The 22293-nt window shown below is 44.0% G+C and carries 21 protein-coding genes and 1 pseudogene; 15 read left to right on the top strand and 7 right to left on the bottom strand.

Annotation, left to right across the window (positions count from 1 at the left end; translation table 11 throughout):
• From R7P64_RS10155 to R7P64_RS10125, 7 genes and pseudogenes are all read left to right on the top strand, one after another.
• Nucleotides 1–517 (top strand): annotated as a pseudogene (locus tag R7P64_RS10155) (electron transport complex subunit RsxC); the annotation flags it as partial.
• On the top strand, nucleotides 517–1563 hold the full coding sequence (rsxD, locus tag R7P64_RS10150) for an electron transport complex subunit RsxD (RefSeq protein ID WP_262580191.1): 1047 nt from the start codon (nucleotides 517–519) through the stop codon (nucleotides 1561–1563). The pseudogene R7P64_RS10155 and the gene rsxD, both read left to right, overlap by 1 nt.
• Nucleotides 1564–1570: 7 nt before the next feature.
• Complete coding sequence (gene rsxG / locus R7P64_RS10145) at nucleotides 1571–2203, top strand: electron transport complex subunit RsxG (protein ID WP_205390966.1); 633 nt, start codon at nucleotides 1571–1573, stop codon at nucleotides 2201–2203.
• On the top strand, nucleotides 2203–2895 hold the full coding sequence (locus R7P64_RS10140; protein ID WP_005384881.1) for an electron transport complex subunit E: 693 nt from the start codon (nucleotides 2203–2205) through the stop codon (nucleotides 2893–2895). The genes rsxG and R7P64_RS10140 overlap by 1 nt, the downstream gene beginning before the upstream one ends.
• A 64-nt stretch (nucleotides 2896–2959) precedes the next feature.
• Complete coding sequence (nth, locus tag R7P64_RS10135; protein ID WP_005380743.1) at nucleotides 2960–3601, top strand: endonuclease III; 642 nt, start codon at nucleotides 2960–2962, stop codon at nucleotides 3599–3601.
• Nucleotides 3602–3633: 32 nt separating this feature from the next.
• Nucleotides 3634–4050: a lactoylglutathione lyase gene (gene gloA, locus R7P64_RS10130; protein WP_005380739.1), complete on the top strand. Its 417-nt coding sequence runs from the start codon at nucleotides 3634–3636 to the stop codon at nucleotides 4048–4050.
• Nucleotides 4051–4200: 150 nt separating this feature from the next.
• Nucleotides 4201–4635: a DUF2753 domain-containing protein gene (locus R7P64_RS10125; protein ID WP_005384886.1), complete on the top strand. Its 435-nt coding sequence runs from the start codon at nucleotides 4201–4203 to the stop codon at nucleotides 4633–4635.
• A 140-nt stretch (nucleotides 4636–4775) separates the two neighbouring features.
• Here R7P64_RS10125 and motY read toward each other — a convergent pair whose 3' ends face one another.
• Complete coding sequence (gene motY / locus R7P64_RS10120; RefSeq protein ID WP_318123451.1) at nucleotides 4776–5657, bottom strand: flagellar protein MotY; 882 nt, start codon at nucleotides 5655–5657, stop codon at nucleotides 4776–4778.
• A 341-nt stretch (nucleotides 5658–5998) separates the two neighbouring features.
• Here motY and rnt point away from each other — a divergent pair, with 341 nt between their 5' ends.
• On the top strand, nucleotides 5999–6643 hold the full coding sequence (rnt, locus tag R7P64_RS10115) for a ribonuclease T (protein ID WP_005384888.1): 645 nt from the start codon (nucleotides 5999–6001) through the stop codon (nucleotides 6641–6643).
• A gap of 28 nt (nucleotides 6644–6671) precedes the next feature.
• The gene (locus tag R7P64_RS10110; protein WP_017821192.1) at nucleotides 6672–7997 is read left to right on the top strand and encodes a Na+/H+ antiporter family protein; all 1326 of its coding nucleotides are present in this window, start codon (nucleotides 6672–6674) and stop codon (nucleotides 7995–7997) included.
• A gap of 78 nt (nucleotides 7998–8075) precedes the next feature.
• Here R7P64_RS10110 and R7P64_RS10105 read toward each other — a convergent pair whose 3' ends face one another.
• Nucleotides 8076–8705 carry a DsbA family protein gene (locus R7P64_RS10105; protein ID WP_132936849.1) on the bottom strand — a complete coding sequence of 210 codons (630 nt, stop codon included), beginning with the start codon at nucleotides 8703–8705 and terminating at the stop codon, nucleotides 8076–8078.
• Between the two features lie 74 nt (nucleotides 8706–8779).
• A complete protein-coding gene (locus tag R7P64_RS10100; protein WP_017635833.1) occupies nucleotides 8780–9115 on the bottom strand; it encodes a Grx4 family monothiol glutaredoxin in 336 nt (111 codons plus the stop codon).
• Between the two features lie 284 nt (nucleotides 9116–9399).
• Between R7P64_RS10100 and sodB the strand changes: the two genes are divergently transcribed.
• The 3 genes from sodB (at nucleotide 9400) to R7P64_RS10085 (ending at nucleotide 11520) form a co-directional block, all read left to right on the top strand.
• Nucleotides 9400–9984 (top strand): superoxide dismutase [Fe], encoded by a 585-nt coding sequence (gene sodB, locus R7P64_RS10095; protein WP_005396533.1) that lies wholly within the window; start codon nucleotides 9400–9402, stop codon nucleotides 9982–9984.
• 154 nt (nucleotides 9985–10138) lie between these two features.
• Nucleotides 10139–10642 (top strand): VC2046/SO_2500 family protein, encoded by a 504-nt coding sequence (locus R7P64_RS10090; RefSeq protein ID WP_318123449.1) that lies wholly within the window; start codon nucleotides 10139–10141, stop codon nucleotides 10640–10642.
• 134 nt (nucleotides 10643–10776) lie between these two features.
• Nucleotides 10777–11520: an SDR family oxidoreductase gene (locus R7P64_RS10085; RefSeq protein WP_005380732.1), complete on the top strand. Its 744-nt coding sequence runs from the start codon at nucleotides 10777–10779 to the stop codon at nucleotides 11518–11520.
• 143 nt (nucleotides 11521–11663) lie between these two features.
• Here the strand turns inward: R7P64_RS10085 and adhE are convergent, their stop codons facing one another.
• A complete protein-coding gene (gene adhE / locus R7P64_RS10080; RefSeq protein WP_213897700.1) occupies nucleotides 11664–14366 on the bottom strand; it encodes a bifunctional acetaldehyde-CoA/alcohol dehydrogenase in 2703 nt (900 codons plus the stop codon).
• 650 nt (nucleotides 14367–15016) lie between these two features.
• Here adhE and R7P64_RS10075 point away from each other — a divergent pair.
• A complete protein-coding gene (locus R7P64_RS10075; protein WP_005380729.1) occupies nucleotides 15017–15655 on the top strand; it encodes a YchE family NAAT transporter in 639 nt (212 codons plus the stop codon).
• A 35-nt stretch (nucleotides 15656–15690) separates the two neighbouring features.
• Nucleotides 15691–16554, top strand: a complete 864-nt coding sequence (locus tag R7P64_RS10070; protein WP_005380728.1) for an ion transporter — start codon at nucleotides 15691–15693, stop codon at nucleotides 16552–16554.
• A gap of 57 nt (nucleotides 16555–16611) precedes the next feature.
• On the opposite strand, the gene asd is transcribed toward R7P64_RS10070, so the two are convergent.
• Nucleotides 16612–17727 carry an aspartate-semialdehyde dehydrogenase gene (gene asd, locus R7P64_RS10065; protein WP_005380727.1) on the bottom strand — a complete coding sequence of 372 codons (1116 nt, stop codon included), beginning with the start codon at nucleotides 17725–17727 and terminating at the stop codon, nucleotides 16612–16614.
• Between the two features lie 431 nt (nucleotides 17728–18158).
• On the opposite strand from asd, the gene nhaC reads away from it, so the two are divergent.
• On the top strand, nucleotides 18159–19592 hold the full coding sequence (nhaC, locus tag R7P64_RS10060; RefSeq protein ID WP_005380726.1) for a Na+/H+ antiporter NhaC: 1434 nt from the start codon (nucleotides 18159–18161) through the stop codon (nucleotides 19590–19592).
• Nucleotides 19593–19682: 90 nt separating this feature from the next.
• On the opposite strand, the gene R7P64_RS10055 is transcribed toward nhaC, so the two are convergent.
• The gene (locus R7P64_RS10055; protein WP_239932198.1) at nucleotides 19683–20846 is read right to left on the bottom strand and encodes a chemotaxis protein; all 1164 of its coding nucleotides are present in this window, start codon (nucleotides 20844–20846) and stop codon (nucleotides 19683–19685) included.
• Nucleotides 20847–20950: 104 nt separating this feature from the next.
• A complete protein-coding gene (locus tag R7P64_RS10050) occupies nucleotides 20951–22279 on the bottom strand; it encodes an Hpt domain-containing protein (protein ID WP_239932199.1) in 1329 nt (442 codons plus the stop codon).
• Nucleotides 22280–22293 lie beyond the last annotated feature (14 nt).

The following is a 22293-nucleotide window of genomic DNA, read 5'->3' as shown; positions in this document are numbered from 1 at the left end:
AGCCAAAGCGCGAAAAGCTAAGCAAGCAGACTCAGCTGAAGCGGAAGAAGCTGAAGCACCTGCCGAGCAAACCGAAGATCCGAAAAAAGCCGCCGTGGCAGCTGCCATTGCACGTGCCAAAGCGCGCAAAGCGAAGCAAGAAACGCAAACAGAGCCTGTTGAAGAAGCAACTTCCGAAGAACCAGAAGTGGATCCGAAGAAAGCCGCGGTTGCCGCAGCAATTGCGCGCGCGAAGGCTCGTAAAGCGAAACAAGCAGACTCAACTGAAGCGGAAGAAGCTGAAGCACCTGCCGAGCAAACCGACGATCCGAAAAAAGCCGCCGTGGCTGCTGCCATCGCTCGAGCCAAAGCGCGCAAAGCGAAGCAAGAAACGCAAACAGAGCCTGTTGAAGAAGCAACCTCCGAAGAACCAGAAGTGGATCCGAAGAAAGCCGCGGTTGCCGCAGCAATTGCGCGCGCGAAGGCACGCAAAGCGCAACAAGAAGCTAATAAAAATAATACTGAGGAGAACGAGTAGTGTCGTTTTTTATTGCCAGTTCACCGCATACCCACAGTCGTCGTAGTACGGCAGACTTAATGAAATGGGTGGCACTTTGCGCACTTCCAGGTTTAGTAGCTCAAACCTACTTCTTTGGCTGGGGTACGCTTATTCAACTGATTTTTGCCATTGCAGTCGCTGTATCCCTTGACGCCTTAGTCATGATCTGTCGTAAACGCTCACCAATGAGAGCGCTACGTGATAACAGTGCAATAGTTACCGCTTGGTTGTTAGCCGTTGCTATACCACCATGGTCTCCGTGGTGGATTATGGTGATCGGGCTTATTTTTGCGATAGTAATCGCTAAACACCTCTATGGTGGCCTTGGACAAAACTTATTCAACCCTGCAATGGTCGCTTATGTGGTCTTGTTGATCTCTTTCCCAGTACAAATGACGAGTTGGAGTGCACCGACATCACTCATACCTGATCATGTAAATTTTGCAGATACACTCTCTTTAATTTTTACGGGCTATGATTACGACGGCTTATCACTTCAGCAAGTTCGCTCAGGTGTTGACGGCGTGACAATGGCGACACCACTTGATGCATTTAAGACTGGCATTCTTACAGGTGCCACTCCAAGCGAAGTAATGTCGCAGCCAATATTTGATGGCTTAGGTGGTATTGGTTGGCAATGGGTAAACCTTGCTTACCTTCTTGGCGGCATAGTCATGATCAAAAAGCGTATCATCCAATGGTATATTCCAGCAGGTTTCCTTGCGAGTCTGACTCTGTTTAGCCTAGTGTTCACGTTGCTGACGCCAGGGGAAACTGCGTCGCCAGTTTTACACTTGTTATCTGGTGCAACCATGCTTGGCGCATTCTTTATTGCAACCGATCCCGTTTCGGCGTCTACCACCGTCAAAGGACGTTTAATCTTCGGTGCGCTTATTGGTGCTTTGGTTTTTATCATTCGCAGTTGGGGCGGTTTCCCAGATGGTGTTGCATTTGCAGTGTTGCTTGCAAATATGTGTGTGCCACTGATCGATTACTACACCAAACCTAGAACTTACGGTCACTGAGGTAAACATGTTAACCGCTATTAGAAAAAATGGTCTGACACTCGCGATGTTTGCATGTGCAACAACCGGATTAGTCGCCCTTACTCAGTACCTAACAAAAGACCAAATCAAGGTACAAGAGCAAAAACAATTACTTTCTGTTTTGAATCAAGTCATTCCAGAAAACATGCATGACAACGCACTCACGCAAGCTTGTACAATGGTCACGTCTCCAGATCTGGGGACATTACGTGCGATGCCAGCCTACCTCGCCACGAAGAATGGTGAACCAACAGCAATCGCAATAGAATCTATCGCGCCAGATGGCTACAATGGTGAGATAAAAGTGATTACTGGGATTGATAATCAGGGCAATATTTTGGGGACACGCGTCCTAAACCACCAAGAAACCCCTGGTCTGGGCGATAAAATCGATCTTCGTGTCACCGACTGGATCCTGAGCTTTACTGGCAAACAAGTCACGGAAAGTAACTGGAACTCATGGAAAGTTCGTAAAGATGGTGGTGATTTCGATCAATTTACTGGTGCAACGATCACGCCTAGAGCCGTCGTAAAAGTGGTACGAAATACCGTTAACTACGTAAACCAATCTCGTGAAGACATTCTTAGCCAGCCTTTGGGCTGTGAAGGAGAGCAGTAATGAGTGAAAATAAATTGCTGATGAAAAACGGTATGTGGAGCAATAACCCTGCTCTCGTACAGCTGCTGGGTCTGTGTCCACTACTAGCGGTTTCTTCCACGATAACCAATGCCTTAGGTCTTGGTATTGCAACCTTATTAGTGCTGGTCGGCTCCAACGTCACGGTTTCTCTTATTCGTAATTACGTACCAAAAGAGATCCGCATTCCTGTGTTCGTGATGATCATTGCCTCTCTCGTTACCTGTGTTCAGTTATTGATGAATGCCTATGCGTATGGTTTATACCTATCTCTTGGTATCTTTATTCCTCTGATTGTAACCAACTGCATCATTATTGGTCGAGCTGAAGCATATGCTTCAAAAAATGATGTTGCGCCCGCTGCGCTAGATGGTTTGTGGATGGGCCTTGGTATGACGAGCGTCTTGGTTGTTTTAGGTGCCATGCGCGAATTAATTGGTAATGGCACACTATTCGACGGAGCAGACCTTCTCCTAGGAGACTGGGCTTCAGCTCTACGGATTCAAGTTTTCCAATTTGACAATAGCTTCCTGTTAGCGCTTCTCCCACCTGGTGCATTTATCGGTGTTGGGCTGTTGATAGCGCTCAAAAATGTCATAGATAATTCAATTCAGGCACGTCAACCAAAAGAAGAAAAACCAACCATAGAACGTGCTCGCGTCACTAACGCATAACAAGATAAGGCTCTGTCATAGGAGCCTTTTTCATAAACCGCAGAGACGGTATTGGAAGTCAGCAATGAACAAAATAAAAAGAATCGAAATTCTTGAGCGATTACGAGAAAACAATCCGAATCCTCAAACTGAGCTTAACTGGAGCTCCCCTTTTGAGCTGCTAATCGCTGTATTACTATCAGCTCAAGCAACCGATGTAAGCGTCAATAAAGCCACCGATAAGCTTTTCCCTGTAGCGAATACACCTCAAAGCATTCTTGATTTGGGAGTCGATGGCTTAAAAGAATACATAAAGACCATCGGTTTGTTTAACTCAAAGGCAGAAAACACAATCAAGACTTGTAAGATCTTGTTGGAAAAACACAATGGTGAAGTTCCTGAAGATCGTGCAGCGTTAGAAGCGCTACCAGGCGTAGGTCGCAAGACCGCAAATGTCGTGCTCAACACCGCTTTTGGTTGGCCAACTATTGCCGTCGATACGCACATTTATCGCGTGTCGAATCGCACTAAATTTGCGATGGGAAAAACGGTTGATGATGTCGAGCAGAAGCTATTAAAAGTTGTGCCAAAAGAGTTCAAACTCGATGTGCACCACTGGCTCATTCTTCATGGTCGTTATACGTGCGTAGCAAGAAAGCCTCGCTGCGGTAGCTGCATTATCGAAGATTTGTGCGAATATAAAGAGAAAGTATACCCAGATAGCTAACGCTATTTGTAAATCAAAGCTAGGAGCAAAAAATGTCAAACGGTCGAATTCTCCACACTATGCTTCGCGTAGGTGATCTAGACAAATCCATCAAGTTTTACACTGAAGTTATGGGCATGCAGCTGCTTCGTACTAACGAAAATAAAGAGTACGAATACACGCTAGCGTTTCTTGGTTATGGTGACGAATCCCAAGGTGCAGTGATCGAACTGACTTACAACTGGGGTAAAACTGAGTATGACTTAGGTACCGCTTTTGGTCATATCGCCATTGGTGTTGACGATATCTACACAACTTGCGACGCTATCAAAGCGGCGGGCGGTAATGTGACGCGTGAGCCAGGTCCAGTAAAAGGCGGAAGCACGCACATTGCATTCGTAAAAGACCCAGATGGTTATATGATTGAGCTTATTCAAAATAAGCAAGCTTCAGCAGGTCTTGAAGGCTAAGCGGCACTTCTAATAATCACTTGTACTGCAAGTTGAACTCCGATTACAGGCAGGTCTGCGATCTGCCTGTCCTTTTATAAACAAAACTCTTTACTTGATAATGGTTATCGTTTAGATTTATCCGCAACTTCGATATGCGGGATTACGATAATGATCAGTGAATGGGAAAAACACACACTTCTAGCCGATACGGCACTTCAACTAGATGACCCTGTTCGCAGCATTCTTCATTACCAGCAAGCCCTAAGCCTGAGTGAAGATATTAGCGAATGTGTGGAAATTGAGGCGGACGAGCGATTATTAATTTCTGTGATTTCTTGTCATAACTTAGCTCAGTTCTGGCGTTGGGCCGGAGATACTGACTATGAACTCAAATACCTTCAACTGGCCTCTGAGAAAGTCTTAACACTTATCCCACAATGCCCAAATAAAGAGTGTGCAAGCTTTATCGACTCGATAGGATGCTGTACTAAGGCGTTGATAGACTTTATGAAGCGTCACCCTAATCCAGCTATTGCCAAACAGGTTGAAAAAATAGATACCGCAACCAATTGCGAAGTCATTGCCAAATTCCGCTTAAACTAACATTCAAATTATTAAACTAACATTCAAATTATACAGCAAGAATCACCGAAAGGTGCTTGGCAAAATACCACTAAAATATTATTAACAACGTCAGTAAATCAAAAACGCCGAAGCTTTCAGCTTCGGCGTTTTTATATGCATCACACTTGGGTTCGCCCTAGAGATATCACGACTCGGCGGTTTTTGTCTTTTCCTATTGGCGAACCGTTATCTGCAATAGGACGACGCTTGCCGTACCCTTGCACTTGAATTCGATCTTCCGGTAGCCCTAGAGACTGAAAATAGTCACGAAGTGACTCTGCACGTCGCTCTGATAAACTTTGACTCGCACTTTTACCATCGGTTGAATCTGTGTACGTCGCCACCAGCACGAGATCGATATCTTGATTATGTCGGATATAATCTGCAATTTGTGATAAACGCTTTTTAGAAGCCTTGGTTAACTGATCACCTTGTCTTTCGTAGTGCAAAATCGTAAAAGCAATGTCCTCAAAACTATATTTCAATAAGTTGGAAATACAGTCGCTAAACGCGTTGTACTTGTTTTGAAATAGTACTGATGACAATGCGACTTCAATTCTCTGATCTCCTCTCTGCCAATCTTGGTAACTAAAAGTCGGATAACGGCCTTTTTCCAGCTCAGACAAAATGCCCCATGCTGTTTGCCCTCCGACATAACCATCAAACTGTTTAAAAAACTTTAGGTTTGTAATTCGATCGGCGTGTTCACCTGGCCGCCAAGGTGGCGGCATAGAAATGAGACTGACGTTACGTGTTTCTCCCATCGGGCGACGCATTTTTAACTCAAAGTCTAAATTGATTTTTTTATTTGCACGAGATGAAAATACCGCATCTCCAAAGCTTGGAATGGGGTGTACAAGCTGACATTCTAATGGTGTATTGACCACCATTTCCCATTGAGATTGCTGTGGAGTTGCAGCATAACGTTTGCCCATCAAAGCGAAGCTGCTTGTGCTAAACAACGAAAATACAACACCACTGGTAATCAGCCATTTCTTCATCTAATACTGTCTCTTAAACGGCAGTCTGTTGCCGTCAATTTGCATCAATAAAACCACTTCAACCGGCATGCAAAAATCTCGCCAATATAGGGTTATCTGTCACACTGCCATTAATGTGAGCCACCGTGTTCCAATCACCTTAACCGCCACTTAGCGTTTTACTTCCTCATGTTTTATCGGTTTACATGATGCAAAGTATGGCGAATAAACGTCTACATAATATGCAATACAAACTTATTGATTGGATGCAAAATAGAATTCCGGTTTTCTCTTAAATTGCGGTTTTTCTCATCGGTATAATCTGCAATAATGCAGCCTTCGTCACACAAAAATAAGCCAACATGACACTAGAAAATGAAGCTCTAACCTTGAAAAAACGCTTTCGTGGTTATTTCCCTGTGGTAGTAGACGTTGAGACCGCTGGTTTCAATGCTCAAACTGATGCACTTTTAGAAATCTGTGCCGTTACGTTGAAAATGGACGAACATGGCGTGTTGCATCCGGCCTCCACCATTCATTTTCATGTGGAACCATTTGAAGGCGCTAACTTAGAAAAAGAAGCGCTTGAATTCAATGGTATTCGTGACCCTTTCAGCCCTCTTCGAGGTGCTGTTTCTGAGCAAGAGGCGCTAAAGGAAATTTATAAGCTTATTCGCAAAGAACAAAAAGCCGCAGATTGCTCACGTGCAATTATGGTTGCTCATAACGCAGCATTCGACTTGGGTTTTGTAAATGCAGCAAATGAACGCTGTAAACTAAAAAGAGTCCCTTTTCATCCCTTTGCTACTTTTGATACGGCTACATTAAGTGGCCTTGCTTATGGCCAAACAGTTCTCGCTAAAGCATGCAAAACAGCCGGGATGGAATTTGATAACCGTGAAGCACACTCTGCGCTTTACGATACACAAAAAACAGCAGAATTATTCTGCGGTATTGTCAACAAATGGAAGGCCCTCGGCGGTTGGCCGCTTGTCGACGAAGAATAATAAGTAAACACAACATATTAGGAAAAGTATGAATCCTGTCGTTATATCAGTGTGCGTCATGCTCGTGTTAGCATTGATGCGCGTAAACGTGGTGGTTGCCCTCACGTTTAGTGCCATCGTAGGCGGCCTAGTCGCAGGCATGAGCCTTGGGGATACGGTTGCCGCATTTGAAAGTGGTCTAGGTGGCGGTGCAACTATCGCGCTAAGCTACGCCATGTTAGGTACTTTCGCTGTTGCCATCTCGAAATCAGGCATCACGGATCTACTGGCCAAAAGTGTTATCAAGCGCTTAAATGGCAAAGAAAACTCCGCTTCCACTACTGGCTTAAAGTACGCCGTGTTGGTGGCATTAGTGCTTGTTACGATGTCGTCTCAGAACGTAATTCCGGTCCATATCGCCTTTATTCCAATTTTGATTCCACCTCTTTTGGGCGTATTTGCGAAACTTAAGCTCGATCGACGTTTGGTCGCGTGTGTTCTTACCTTCGGTTTGATCACACCTTACATGATCTTGCCTGTTGGTTTCGGCGGTATTTTCTTAAACAACATTCTGTTAAAGAACCTACATGACAACGGTTTGGAGAATGTGGTTGCAAGCCAAGTCCCAACCGCCATGTTACTGCCTGGTGCAGGTATGCTGTTTGGTCTATTACTGGCTATCTTTGTTAGCTATCGTAAACCGCGTGTCTACAAAGAAACTGAGTTGACTGTCGTTGACGAAACCGATCATGTCATCAATAAAAAGCACATCTTGGTTGCGGCACTTGGTATTGTCGCTGCATTGGGTGTTCAGCTTTACACGGGTTCAATGATTATCGGTGCTCTAGCTGGCTTTATGGTGTTTACTTTCGGCGGCGTTATTGCATGGAAAGAGACGCACGACGTGTTCACTAAAGGTGTACACATGATGGCAATGATTGGCTTCATCATGATTGCAGCAGCAGGTTTTGCAGCAGTAATGAAGCAAACTGGCGGTGTTGAAACACTAGTACAATCGCTATCAACCAGCATCGGTGACAATAAGCCTTTAGCTGCACTACTGATGCTGATCGTTGGTCTGTTGGTAACAATGGGCATTGGTTCATCGTTCTCTACGATTCCAATCCTTGCAACTATCTATGTGCCTCTTGCGCTAGCATTTGGCTTCTCGCCGATGGCAACGATTGCACTGGTAGGTACTGCGGCGGCGTTAGGTGATGCAGGCTCTCCAGCTTCTGACTCTACATTAGGCCCTACATCTGGTCTAAATGCCGACGGTCAACATGAGCACATTTGGGAAACAGTCGTTCCAACCTTTATCCATTACAATATCCCTCTAATCATCTTTGGTTGGATTGCAGCAATGGTGCTTTAATACTATTGTTTGGATGGATATACATTTAGTTACGAAAAAGCCGCTCAATGAGCGGCTTTTTGTTATTCATAACTGTCGTTATTGCGCTGGCATATTGTCAATAATACGCTCACGAATCAGCTTCAAGGTTGGTTCTGTCGACAGGTAATCGATGGCAATCGGAAAATAAGCGTCGTTAATTTTAAGAACCAAGCTAGGGTAAGAGCTCACACCTAGGCTCTTTGCAAGGCTCAATTGATCTTCGAACACACCTTCTAAGAAAGAGCCATCCATGTCATTCTTGAATTGCTGAACATTCAAGCCAATTTCTCTCGCTAGTTGCAAGTGAGTGGCTTCTTCATGAGGAGGCATCGCACGTAAGTAATACGCATGCTGAATCGCTTCTAGCATCTGCTCATAAGAGTCTTGAAAGCCCGCTGCAATAACCGCACGACAAGATTGGTAAGTGCTTCTAACTGGCGTACAAAGCTTCCAGAAATCGTAGTTAAACTTAGTGCCTAACTGGCGCTCAATCTGCTTCCAAATACCTTCGAGTTTTTGTTGCATCTCGGGCGGCATCGGTAAATTAGTATCTGGCGCAAGACCACCAACCACATACTCAAACTGAATCACACCTGGCAGTTGCTGTTTTAGTTTATCCAGCGTTGGTTTGTAACCCCAACACCAACTGCACATTGGGTCATGCACGTAGTAAAGCTTTATGTTCATTCCACTAACCTAAAAAGAAAAAGGAGCCAGTACGGCTCCTTCGTATTCTATCGCTAAATGTGAGTATTTACGAATTACTCAGCTTGATCTTCAGCGCGCGCTGCTGCTTCTTTGATTAGAGGCTGCAGTTCACCTTTTTGGAACATTTCTAGAATAATGTCACAACCACCGATAAGCTCGCCTTCAACCCATAGTTGAGGGAAAGTTGGCCATTGCGCGTACTTTGGTAACTCAGCACGGATATCTGGGTTTTGCAGAATGTCTACGTAAGCGAACTTCTCACCACATGCCATTAGTGCCTGTGACGCTTGAGAAGAGAAACCACAGCTAGGTAGTTTCGGTGATCCTTTCATGTACAGCAGGATTGAGTTTTCAGAGATCTGCTGTTTGATTTTGTCGATAGTTTCCATCGCTTCCTCATTCATGGGTTTGAACTTTATTTATTTGCCACATTCTACTCAATAACGACAGAATAAAAACCATATAATTAATAAGGCTTAATTTTAGATTGCTCATTGGCGAGCAATGCAGCACTTCACCACTGCTAACCTCTTAAAATATTTTCATATCGGGGTTTTAATAAAGTAAAAACTTGCTAAAATACTTAGCAAGTCAGCCTTAAAGGCGACATAGCTATAAAAAACACTGGAAGCAATCGAAAGGTCATCCTTTCAAATCAATGGAGAATCGAGTAATGGCATTTGAACTACCAGCTCTTCCTTACGCGAAAGACGCACTAGAACCACACATCTCAGCAGAGACTCTAGACTACCACCACGGTAAGCACCACAACACTTACGTTGTTAAGCTTAACGGTCTTATCCCTGGTACTGAGTTCGAAGGCAAAACTCTAGAAGAGATCATCAAGACTTCTACTGGTGGCGTATTCAACAACGCAGCGCAAATCTGGAACCACACGTTCTACTGGCACTGTCTTGCTCCAAATGCGGGCGGCGAGCCAACTGGCGCAGTTGCAGACGCTATCAACGCAGCATTCGGTTCTTTTGAAGAATTCAAAGCGAAGTTTACTGATTCAGCAATCAACAACTTCGGTTCTTCATGGACTTGGCTTGTTAAGAAAGCTGACGGCTCTCTAGAGATCGTTAACACTTCTAACGCTGCTACTCCTCTAACAGAAGAAGGTACAACACCACTTCTAACTGTTGACCTATGGGAACACGCGTACTACATCGATTACCGCAACGTACGTCCTGATTACATGAACGGCTTCTGGGCTCTAGTAAACTGGGACTTCGTAGCTGAGAACCTAGCGAAGTAATATACTTCCCCCTAAGTTCAATTTAGTCTTATTCAAAAGCTCGCTATTTAGCGGGCTTTTTTGTTTCGCCTTCCCTAGCACCTTTAAATAATTCCCTCTTTTACTAAAGTTCTTCTTATCCACGCCGTTAAAAGAGCATCGAGCGAGGAACATCATGCAAATTCATACGTTAGACAAAGCTGCAATTATCAACGAACTTCAGTTCGGTAATGGTATTAACCATGCCGTACACGAAGGTCGTCGTGCAGATTTCTCGCTGATTCTGTCTATGTTCTCTAATGATGTTCGCGATGTGGTCCCAGTTGAAGAGGTCCAGGAAGTCATCACCAGTGACAGTATTCTTCGCCAACAATTGGGTTTATCGCAACCTCAAGCTCTTCGTTCTGATAGCAGCAGCTATGAACTCTCAGCTGAACAAGCGAAACAGTTTCACGATGCAGGATTGCCTTCCGCAAAGCTGAGCCATTACCTAAAACCAGATGCGCTGACTTACCTGCCTGAAGACACATTCAACCTACCAGAGGAGGTTTATCACAACCTATCTGGTCATGAGCGACGCAGATTGGGCGAACGCAACAAACAACTCATCCCAGATGCTGGGCTATATAATCAGCTAGTGACGGCTCAACGTCAGCATCAAATTCAAGCTAAAGCATAGAGATCCGCTTTTTATCCAATAGCTTGCAATACCTACACGTCAGAAATGTGACATCTTACTAATTACCGCACAATAGTCCTCACTCGAAAGCGTTAGTTTGAAGCCTTTCACACTGAACCCAACGAATTTCAACCATGCTATTAGCACAAACCACTGGTGTATTGTTTTTCACATATGGATACAGTGAAGGTGCTATGGATATCAAAGAATCAATTATTCTCGTCACGTCTGCAGGTTCGGTTATAGGAAGAACCTGTGCAAATCACTTTGCTCACCTTGGAGCAACGTTGATTCTTTGTGACCAAAATTCTAGCGCTTTGAGAGCGAGCTATGAGCAAATCAGCGCTTTCACTGACAAAGTGTATGCGATGAATGTGTGTAGTGATAACACAACGTCCATTAACTTATTGTTTGACCAGATAGAATCACAGCTACGTGCGACACCAGATGTGATTGTTAATTGCTGGACCAGCTCCCCTATGCCTGGCTTAATGGCGCCAGAACCAATGAGTACTTACATTGATCACTTGTCGTCTGCGGCACGCTTCCTTTATACCTACGGCCAAGTAGGAGCAGAGCGCTTTCGAGCCAGAAACAAGAAAGGCGTCATTGTTAACGTCATTTCTCATGACAACCATGAGGACTTTACGGGAGTTGAAAGCATGGCGGCGTTGGTGTCAGGTTTTACTCACAGCTGGGCAAAAGAACTCACACCATTCAACATTCGAGTGGGCGGCGTTATTCCCTCGGTAAATCATACAAAAGAAGAGCTCAACGAGAGACACTGGGCTGAGATCCAAGACGAACTAGTCCGCAACACAGCATACATCGTCGCGAATGAATACTTCAGTGGCCGAGTAGTTGCGACCGAAGTGTAAGCATACACAGCAACTCTGTTTTCCCAAGCCAGATGTAACTCCTGCACCAAAATAAAAAAAGCCCCAGTCATTTGACTGGGGCTTTAACCTTTTCCCGATTAAGGTTCCGTGCTAGCGAAAACCTTGCTCACTCGATTTTTTAATTACGCGTCAACTTTTTCTTTCTTTGCTTTAGGTGCTGCTTTTGCTGCTTCTTGGTCTGCTTTCTTCTTGATAACAGTTGTACCTTCGAAAGTTTCGCCTTCAACAAATGCTTTACCGTAGTAAGAAGCCATCAACACATCTTTAAGTTCGCTGATTAGAGGGTAACGTGGGTTCGCACCAGTACATTGGTCATCGAACGCTTCTACCGCTAGCTCATCCAGTTTCGCTACGAAATCTGATTCAGCAACACCTGCCGCTTGGATAGACATTGGGATGTCTAGGTTAACTTTTAGTTCATCCAACCATGCTAGTAGACGTTCAATCTTCTGAGCAGTACGGTCACCTTCTTGGCTTAGGCCTAGGTGGTCAGCAACTTCAGCGTAACGACGACGTGCTTGTGGACGGTCGTATTGAGAGAACGCAGTTTGTTTAGTTGGATTGTCGTTCGCGTTGTAACGTACCACGTTAGAGATAAGTAGTGCGTTAGCTAGGCCGTGTGGCAAGTGGAACTCAGCACCCAGTTTGTGAGCCATTGAGTGACAAACACCTAGGAATGCGTTCGCAAATGCAACACCAGCGATAGTAGCTGCGTTGTGTACTTTCTCACGAGCGATTGGGTCATTTGCACCGTTCGCATAGCTTGATGGTAGGTACTCTTTTAGCATCTTAAGTGCTTGAAGAGCTTGGCCATCTGAGTATTCGTTAGCAAGAACTGATACGTAAGCTTCTAGAGCGTGAGTTACTGCATCGTAACCACCAAATGCTGTTAGAGACTTAGGCATGTTCATTACTAGGTTCGCATCAACGATTGCCATGTTTGGCGTGATTTCGTAGTCAGCTAGTGGGTATTTCGCACCAGTCTTGTCGTCAGTAACAACCGCGAATGGAGTAACTTCTGAGCCAGTACCTGAAGTTGTAGTGATACATACAAGCTCAGCTTTTTTACCCATTTTAGGGAACTTGTAGATACGTTTACGGATGTCCATAAAGCGCATTGCTAGTTCTTCAAAGTGAGTTTCTGGGTGTTCGTACATTACCCACATGATTTTCGCTGCATCCATTGGTGAACCACCGCCTAGCGCTAGGATAACGTCAGGTTGGTAGCTAGCCATTTGAGCCGCACCTTTTTCTACTACAGACAGTGTTGGGTCAGCTTCAACATCGAAGAATGTTTGAACTTCCATGCCTTGAGCTTTCAGTAGGCTTACTACGTCATCTGCGTAACCGTTGTTGAATAGGAAACGGTCAGTTACTAGGAATGCACGTTTCTTACCTTCTAGGTCGCCAAGCGCGATTGGAAGGCTACCACGACGGAAGTAGATTGACTTAGGTAGTTTATGCCACAACATGTTTTCAGCTCGCTTCGCTACAGTTTTCTTGTTGATTAGGTGTTTAGGACCTACGTTCTCAGAGATAGAGTTACCACCCCAAGAACCACAACCTAGCGTTAGAGATGGCGCAACGTTGAAGTTGTACAAGTCACCGATACCACCGTGAGTAGTCGGGATGTTGATTAGGATACGAGCTGTCTTCATCTTGTCACCGAAGTAACGGATACGATCAGCGTTAGTATCTTGGTTAGTGTAAAGACCAGATGTGTGGCCGATACCACCAATCTCAACCATAGTTACCGCTTGAGCAACCGCGTCTTCGAAGTTGTCAGCACGGAATAGACCTAGAGTTGGAGATAGTTTCTCGTGAGCGAATGCGTCATCGTGAGATACTTTACCCAGACCTTCACCAACAAGAACTTTAGTGTCTGCTGGAACTTTAACGCCTGCCATTTCAGCGATTGCTGCTGCTGGCTGACCTACGATTTTCGCGTTTAGCGCGCCATCGATAAGAAGAACTTTACGAACTTTATCAGCTTCTGCTTTGCTTAGGACATACGCTTTGTGAGAAGCAAAACGCTCTTTCACTTCGTCGTATACTTCGTCAACTACGATTGCAGCCTGCTCAGAAGCACATACTACACCGTTGTCGAAAGTCTTAGACATAAGGATAGAAGCAACAGCACGTTTGATGTCTGCTGTTTCATCGATAACAACAGGAACGTTACCTGCACCTACACCGATTGCTGGCTTACCAGAAGAGTAAGCGGCTTTAACCATGCCTGGACCACCAGTTGCAAGGATAAGAGCGATGTCATCGTGTTTCATTAGAGCGTTTGAAAGCTCAACAGAAGGCTGGTCGATCCAACCGATGATGTCTTTTGGTGCGCCTGCTGCTACTGCTGCATCTAGAACGAGTTTAGCTGCATCGTTAGTTGAGTTTTTCGCACGTGGGTGTGGTGAGAAGATGATACCGTTACGAGTCTTCAAAGAGATTAGAGATTTGAAGATCGCTGTAGAAGTTGGGTTAGTCGTTGGTACGATACCGCAGATGATGCCTACAGGCTCAGCGATAGTCATAGTACCTAGGTTGTCATCCTCTTCTAAGATGCCACACGTTTGTTCGTCTTTGTATTTGTTGTAGATAAACTCAGAAGCAAAGTGGTTCTTGATTACTTTATCTTCAACAATACCCATACCAGATTCTTCTACCGCTTGTTGAGCTAGCGGGATACGGGCCTGGTTAGCTGCAAGCGATGCTGCACGAAAGATTTTATCTACTTGCTCTTGAGAGTAAGTAGCGAACTCTTCTTGCGCTTTCTTAACGCGAGCAACCATTGCATCTAGTTCAGCCATATTAGTTACAGGCATAGGGAATCTCCTAAAATTAACAAATATTAAAAACTTTTTACTAAGGCTATTACTTATCATTTTTACTGTTTATCAGTCACTTAGAAAACAAACGTCTTAGTAAATTGCTTTCAGGACTGAGTATAATATTTCAGAGTGTGAAAAAAATTGACTTGGATCAGTTCTCACCACCTAAATACTACCAAAGTGGTGCCTCATCACACCAAAATGACATAAATCACTGATAAACAAATAAATTAACTTTCATTTTTTATTGAGTAAAAAAGAAGCAAATGGACAAATAAATAAAAGAAACTACAACAACCTGTAAAAAAGTTTCATTTTTGACCAACAAAATTACATGTAGGCCCAATTCTTTGTGCTACTGAGAGTATATCGAACCGAATACATCTCTCTACAAACCACCTTGGTTTTTATCAAAAATGTGCGAATGTTAACGTTTATGTAAAACAGTGCAATTTATCAGCAACTTTATACGTAACATTTCCTTTCCAGATTAGATACAGTTTATTAAAGAATTAGTTTTTCTCACTTAAATGGCAGGGAATGCGTTAGTTTTTTTCATTTCTTACAACCTAACTTTTGCCTTACATTACGCCCAAATTACCCCTTCTCCTTTTCACTAATGTGAACTTTGATGAGTACGCAACATGCAAACTTTTGAACTTGCTATCTTCTTGCAGTTTTTTCTCGGTTTGGTCGCCGCAGTAAACCCTGTTGGTATCATGCCTGTGTTTGTGTCACTAACCGGGCATATGACACCAGACGAAAAGCGCAATACGGCAACAACAGCAAATGTGGCTGTTGCGATCATCCTGATCATTTCGCTTTTTGCTGGTCAGTTACTGTTAGACATGTTCAGTATTTCTCTGGATTCGTTTCGTGTCGCTGGCGGGTTGCTATTACTTAGCATCGCATTCTCGATGATGAGCGGTAAACTGGGGGAAGATAAGCAGAACAAACAAGAGAAAACGGAATACGTCAGTCGTGAACAGATTGGTGTGGTCCCTCTTGCAATGCCTTTAATGGCAGGTCCTGGTGCAATCAGTTCGACTATTGTTTATGGTGCACGCTACCCAAGCATGTTCGATACCGTGGGCATTAGTATTACGATTGGTTTGTTCTGCCTTTGTTCATGGCTATTGTTCCGCTCTGCCCCATTGATCGTACGATTTTTAGGTCAAACTGGAATCAACGTCATTACTCGTATCATGGGTTTGATATTGGGCGCGCTTGGCATAGAGTTCATTGCGAATGGCTTACGCAACTTATTTCCAGGATTAGCCTGAGTTTCTATAAAATTGTATGATAGAGCGATTCAACAATGGATCGCTTTGTCATGACGACTGACTCTCTTAAACATACTCTATATGTCACCATTTTTGGTACTCATACCAAAGCTGGTAAAACGTTCGATATTGCTCTCATTATCGCGATCATCAGTTCGTTAATCGTACTGGTGTTAGATTCGATACCCTCCGTTCGGGCCGAGTGGGAAAAAGAGCTGAAGTTTATTGAATACACATTTACTGGCCTATTCACGATTGAATACCTTCTAAGGCTTTATTGCTCTCCTAAACCTGCCGCCTACGCAAAGAGTTTTTATGGTGTCGTCGATTTACTTGCGATTTTGCCCACCTATTTAGCACTCTTCTTCCCATCCGCTTCGTTTATGGGTGTGATCAGGGCGCTGCGAGTGATGCGAATATTCCGCATACTCAAGTTAGTCCGATACCTCCAAGAGTCCAATATCCTCTTACGTTCACTGCTTATGGCGCGCAGAAAGATTTTTATCTTCTTTAGTTCCGTCGCCATTATGGTAACGATTTTCGGCTCATTGATTTTTATCATTGAAGGACCTGAAAACGGATTTACTAGCATTCCTAAAAGTATTTATTGGGCGATCGTGACCATCACAACGGTTGGTTATGGTGACTTGGTCCCTCAAACAGACCTAGGTAAAGGGCTTGCATCACTCACCATGTTACTGGGTTATTCCATTTTGGCGGTACCTACAGGTATTTTCACTGCCGAATTACACCAAGAGATGCAATCGCACAAAGTATTGGTGAAATGCCCAAACTGCTCCCACGCAGGGCACGACTCTGACGCAATTTACTGTAAACATTGTGGTAGTGAACTGGCCGATCCAGACAAAAGAGTCGTTCGAACGGAAGACGACGCATGAAAAAAGAGCTCCCTAAGGAGCTCTTTTATTTTGTCATCAAATAAAGGATTGATGTGATTATGCTTTCTCAGACAGAATAATTCGCAGAGTACGACGCAATGGCTCCGCAGCACCCCAAAGCAGTTGGTCACCAACAGTGAAAGCATTTAGGAAATCATCACCCATTGCCATCTTACGTAGACGACCCACTGGTACAGACATTGTGCCCGTAACTTTTGCCGGCGTTAGCTCTTGAGCAGTGATGTCACGGTCGTTAGGAATCACTTTCACCCAATCGTTATGAGTGGCGATGATTTCTTCGATTTCGTCCATTGGTACATTTTGTTTAAGCTTGATAGTAAGTGCTTGAGAGTGACAACGCATCGCGCCAATACGCACACAAGTACCGTCAATTGGAACAGGTGAACTTTGAGAACCCAAAATTTTATTCGCCTCAGCGCCCGCTTTCCACTCTTCTTTACTCTGACCATTATCGCGCTTCACATCGATCCATGGGATCAACGAACCAGCTAGTGGCACACCGAATTTATCGGTAGGGAAAGAGCCGCTGCGCATTGTATCCGCAACTTTTTTATCAATATCTAGGATAGAGCTTGATGGGTTTGCAAGTTCAGAGCTCACAGAGTCATTGATAACGCCCATTTGCGAGATCAACTCACGCATATTTTGCGCACCAGCACCAGATGCGGCTTGATAAGTCATTGCGCTTGTCCACTCAACAAGGCCTTTCTCAAATAGACCACCTAGCCCCATTAGCATTAAACTAACCGTACAGTTACCACCGACAAATGTGTTCGTGCCACCGTGGATGCCTTGTTGGATTTGCTTTAAGTTCACTGGATCAAGTGTGATGATCGAATCTTCAGCCATACGTAGCGTAGAGGCCGCGTCAATCCAGTAGCCTTTCCAACCAGCCTGACGAAGTGCAGGGAAAACTTTTTCTGTGTAGCTACCACCTTGACAGGTGATTACCGCATCAAGCTGTTTTAAGCTTTCAATATCATACGCGTCTTGCAGTAAGCCTGCGTCTTTTCCTAAGTTAGGAGCAGGAATACCAACTTGAGAAGTACTGTAGAATACTGGTTCGATTAGGTCGAAGTCTTTCTCTTCAACCATACGCTGCATAAGGACTGAACCAACCATACCGCGCCAACCAACTAAACCAACTCTCATCGTATTAACTCTCCATGTATTAAAAAACCTACCCCATAGTTAATTTTTCACAGCAAAATCTCAACCCCTATTTTGTAAATAAGCGCGTTTTTTAACCTTTTCCTCTGAAAAACCGGGTTACACGAGATTTTTTAGTGTTTGGTTTGCGGTTTTAACCATTTTTCAAGTAGGGAAAGCACTTTAGCCCCCTAATTGGTCTTACCACTCAATGAGAAAATAACACATGAAGCACAATAATTTCACATTACACAACATTTAAAACCAAAAAAGTTAAAACAAACTAACAGTTAATTTCACAAGAAAACGTTTTTACCGACGAACATCAAGATAAAACACCAAATGTTCGAAATATAACTTTTGTTAATGTATGTTATGCGCGATTACAACAAGGAGCGCCTTCCTCTATTGCTCCAAGATTGACAGAGGCACATATGAAGCAAGTTACACCACGCCTACCAAGCTTGATACAGGTATTTATCTCGCTCGGTTTATTTCTCCTGCTGGCATTTTCGTTCACAGCCAAGCTAGACCTACCGATTCAGCTAGCGCTATACATCGGTTGGTTCATTGTCATGATATTGGGCATAAAGCTTGGCCATCAGTATAAAGATCTGGAAAAAGCAGCACTAAATGGCATTTCCAATGGACTTGGAGCCGTTTTAATCCTTTTGGCCGTTGGCGCGCTTGTAGGTACTTGGATCTCTGGTGGTATTGTTCCAACCATTATTTACTACGGCCTTAAAGCAATCCACCCTTCCATCTTTTTGCTCGCGACCATGATCATCTGTTCATTGACTGCGCTAGCGACTGGCACGTCTTGGGGTGCGGCTGGCACGGCAGGTATTGCAATGATGGGTATCGGTCAAGGTCTTGGTGTTCCTGCGCCAATCACTGCAGGTGCCGTACTTTCAGGCTGTTACTTTGGTGACAAAATGTCGCCTCTATCGGATTCAGTAATCCTTGCTTCATCTATGTCTAACGTTGAAGTGATGGAACATATCAAAGGCATGTTGCCGATAGCACTCATTAGCTACATTATTACAGGCATTATGTTTACTGCATTTGGCTTCCACTACGCAGGTCAAGTTGACATGAGCCAGGTAGACTCTGTCATTAAAGCGATGGAACAGCAGTTCTACATCACCCCTTACTCATTTGTTCCTGTGATCATCGTATTGTCACTTCTAGCGATGCGTATGCCTTCATTCCCAGTGATCAGTTTTGGTTCTCTGCTAGGTATTATTTGGGCAGTGATGATCCAAGATGTCGATTTCCTAACCGCGTTCAACACGGCTTGGGCTCCGTTTGCAATCTCATCTGGCGTAGATTTCATTGACTCAATCCTTAACCGTGGCGGCATGTCTTCAATGCTTGGGTCGGTAGCGGTTATCGTATTTGGCCTTGGTTTTGGTGGTCTACTAGATAAAGTAGGCGTGCTAGAGACTATCGCGAAGCTGTTTGAAAAACGCGTTCAAAGTGCAGGTTCATTGGCAACAAGCACAATTGGTACGGCCTTTATGGGCAACGTATTTGGTTCAGCGATGTACGTTTCACTTATTCTGACCCCAAAAATCTGTGCGAAGAACTACGACCGTCTAGGCTACAAACGTAAGAATTTGTCTCGTAACGCAGAATTTGGCGGCACGCTAACCTCAGGTATGGTCCCTTGGAGTGACAACGGTATCTACATGGCCAGTATTTTGGGTGTTGCTACACTGTCTTATGCCCCGTTCATGTGGCTGAGTTTTGTATGTATCATCGTAACGATCTTCACTTCTTACATGGGTTGGTTTGTTGATAAGTGCGAACCAACAGCAGAAGCAGTCGAAGAAGCTGAAGGCGAATTAAAGCAGCAAACCGCTTAACTTCGCAGAGATAGGAAGAACCTCCCTTCCGAATTCAATACTAAAAAAGAGCGCTTTAAAGCGCTCTTTTTTTATTTCCAAAACAAATCGTTAGCTTTGTTTGACTGGCGTTTTCACGGCTGCACGCTTCCCAAACCAATAGCCCAAGCCAAGCGGTGCAAAGAATATAACGGCAATGAACAGAATAAAGTAGATGATGGTACTTTTGACAAGTTCAATCAGCTTAGTCATTGCGAGATTCACAACCTCTTGCGACACTCGATCCATATCTTGAGCAAACTTCTCGCGCTCATGGGTAATGATCTGTGCGATTTCTTGGCGCTCTCTGGCAACCATCAGCTCTATAGCTTGGCGTTCTTCACCCAACTGAGATAAACGCGCCTCCGTCCTTTGATCGATATCGTCAACCAAAGGTTGTAACTCCAGCGCCATTTGTTCTGCCAAATAACGCATGTACTCTGGGTTGTTATCGATAAAATCCCTCATCGAATCAGCGGTAACTTGCAAACTATTGAGCGCCGCATTGACTTTTTCGATACTGGCAGAGCTATTCAAGGCCAACAACTGCGCTTTCCACGTCATAATTTTTGGTGTCTGCTCTGATACCAGACTTAGACGATCAGAGACATCCCCAAGTGCTTCTGGCATCGTGCCTAGCGTTGTAACGGCTTCCTCTTCGCTAATTTGGTTTGCATCTAACCACCTACGGTAAGCCGGAGTCCTAATCATGCTTAAATCAGCGAATGGATGCTGCTTGGCGAACTCTGCAACAAACGTTTGTGTCTTGATGTATGCTTCTTTCTTCAATAAAGATTGAGCAAGTTTATCTACCTCTTTCGCTAAATAAACGGAAACTAACTTGGCCTCATCAGACGCAAAGAGCTCATTACCAGAAGCGGCAGTAAAAAACTGTTCCATTTGTAGCGTGAAAGTCCATGTATCAATCAGTGCAGCCATTGGGGACACTTGGTATGCAGAAGCTTGGATGCCTTCTTCAGCATTTATCTTCCAAAGTAAAATATAAGATTGATGAACTTTATCATGAGGCTCATATTGTTCGTGTAGTGCGTCTGCTGCTTGCTCAACCTGAGCAAAAAACTGCAGCGCATACTCACGAGTCAAAAGACGCATATTGAGCTCTTGTTTGGTAAGAGGGACGGTTTGACTCTCGATCTTGACTTCGAGCAGGGAGCACCCTGAAAGCATCATAACCAGCCCTATAAACATCATTGAAGACATTCGGCGAACGGACATGAAAACACCTTTAACAAATTGTATAGAACAGGAATAAAGCGAACTAAGTCACATAGTTCGAACCTTTATTACCTCAACTCTTATGACATTAAGTCAGAGCAATATCAATCTGTTAGCGCTTCTGTTATCTTTTCACTATTGAGAACATTATTAGCAAAAAGTATGGTTTGTTTTAGGACATCATCTAAACATGCCAACTTCTCTTCCGGCACTTTTTGCCCTTGTTTAATCAACAGTTCAATATCACCCGAAATACAGTGCAATGGCATTGCACCTAAACTCCCTGAGACCCCTTTAAGACTGTGTGCGGCTCTTTGCGCTTGCTCTTTATCCTCTTCTAACAGCTGATACATTTTAGTGCCATCGCCAGAGTGGTCCTGAATAAAGACCTCAAGTAACATCCGCACAGCGCCCTCGTCACCAGACAGAGAATCTAACATTTTATTGATATCTATGTACGGCTCACGTTCCACTACTTCTACTTGTGATGAATTCACCTCATTACAACTTTCTTCGTTTATTTGGACGTTTTGAAAATTTTCTGACTGAGCTGAGGGAACAGCGTGAGCTCCATTTTCATCATCGCCAACTTGCTCTGACTTTTTATCATCGGTTCTGGGTAGTGGTATCGGTTGAATCGTTTTTGGGGAGAAGGCTCCCCATGAAATGAGGAAAAGGAGCAAACTACTGATTACAGACAGCCAAACAATAAAAGTCATTAGCTTCTGTTCCAACTGATCATTTATCGAAGTTAACTGGTTCGGGAAATCTGGATTAAGCAGTTGATTAGATAAATAACTGCCCTGTGCCTGAGCAGATAGTGCGCTTGAGGTTTGAGCAAGCTGGCGCTGAAGAGCGCTTCGCTCTTCGGGAGAGAGCGTCTCTGATTCAATAAAAAGTCGGTCTAAGTCACGGTAAGTATCGCTATTCGTTGCAGAGTCACTAAAGACAGACTCAAAAACAAGCGCACCTAAGCGATAGTACATTGCCTGAATTTGCTCAGAGTTTTCTGTTCGAGCACGGCTGCTTCGTAACTGTTCTGCTAACGAAACCAATTCACTGTCACTTCTTACAAAAGCTCGAGCACTTTCTAAAAATCGGTCGGTCGTATAAAGTAATTGAGTGATGTCTGGTGTGATTTTCCCTTCAGAAAACTCACTTTCAAGCTGTAAGCGAACTGCATAAGCCAACTGAAGTTTCAGTGAAATTTGGTCGACGTGTTTAACACGGTAAGGCAGATCGAAGTTAAAAAAGTGCCTGACTTCTTCAACTTTACTTCCTAACTCATTTACAGTCGAAATCGTTTGAATCGTTTGTTTGGCTTGCAGCCAAATGCCAAGTGCTAAAACACACCACAAAACGAACCAGAACCAAACAAACCGCCGTATTCCTTCTTTTAGCTTCAGCAACACTTGCCCCTCGCATATCTCCATTAATTACAAGCATA

Source organism: Vibrio sp. 2304 (assembly GCF_033339475.1).
In the GTDB taxonomy this organism is placed as follows: Bacteria; Pseudomonadota; Gammaproteobacteria; order Enterobacterales; family Vibrionaceae; genus Vibrio; species Vibrio alginolyticus.
This window is presented reverse-complemented; position numbering and strand designations above follow the sequence as displayed.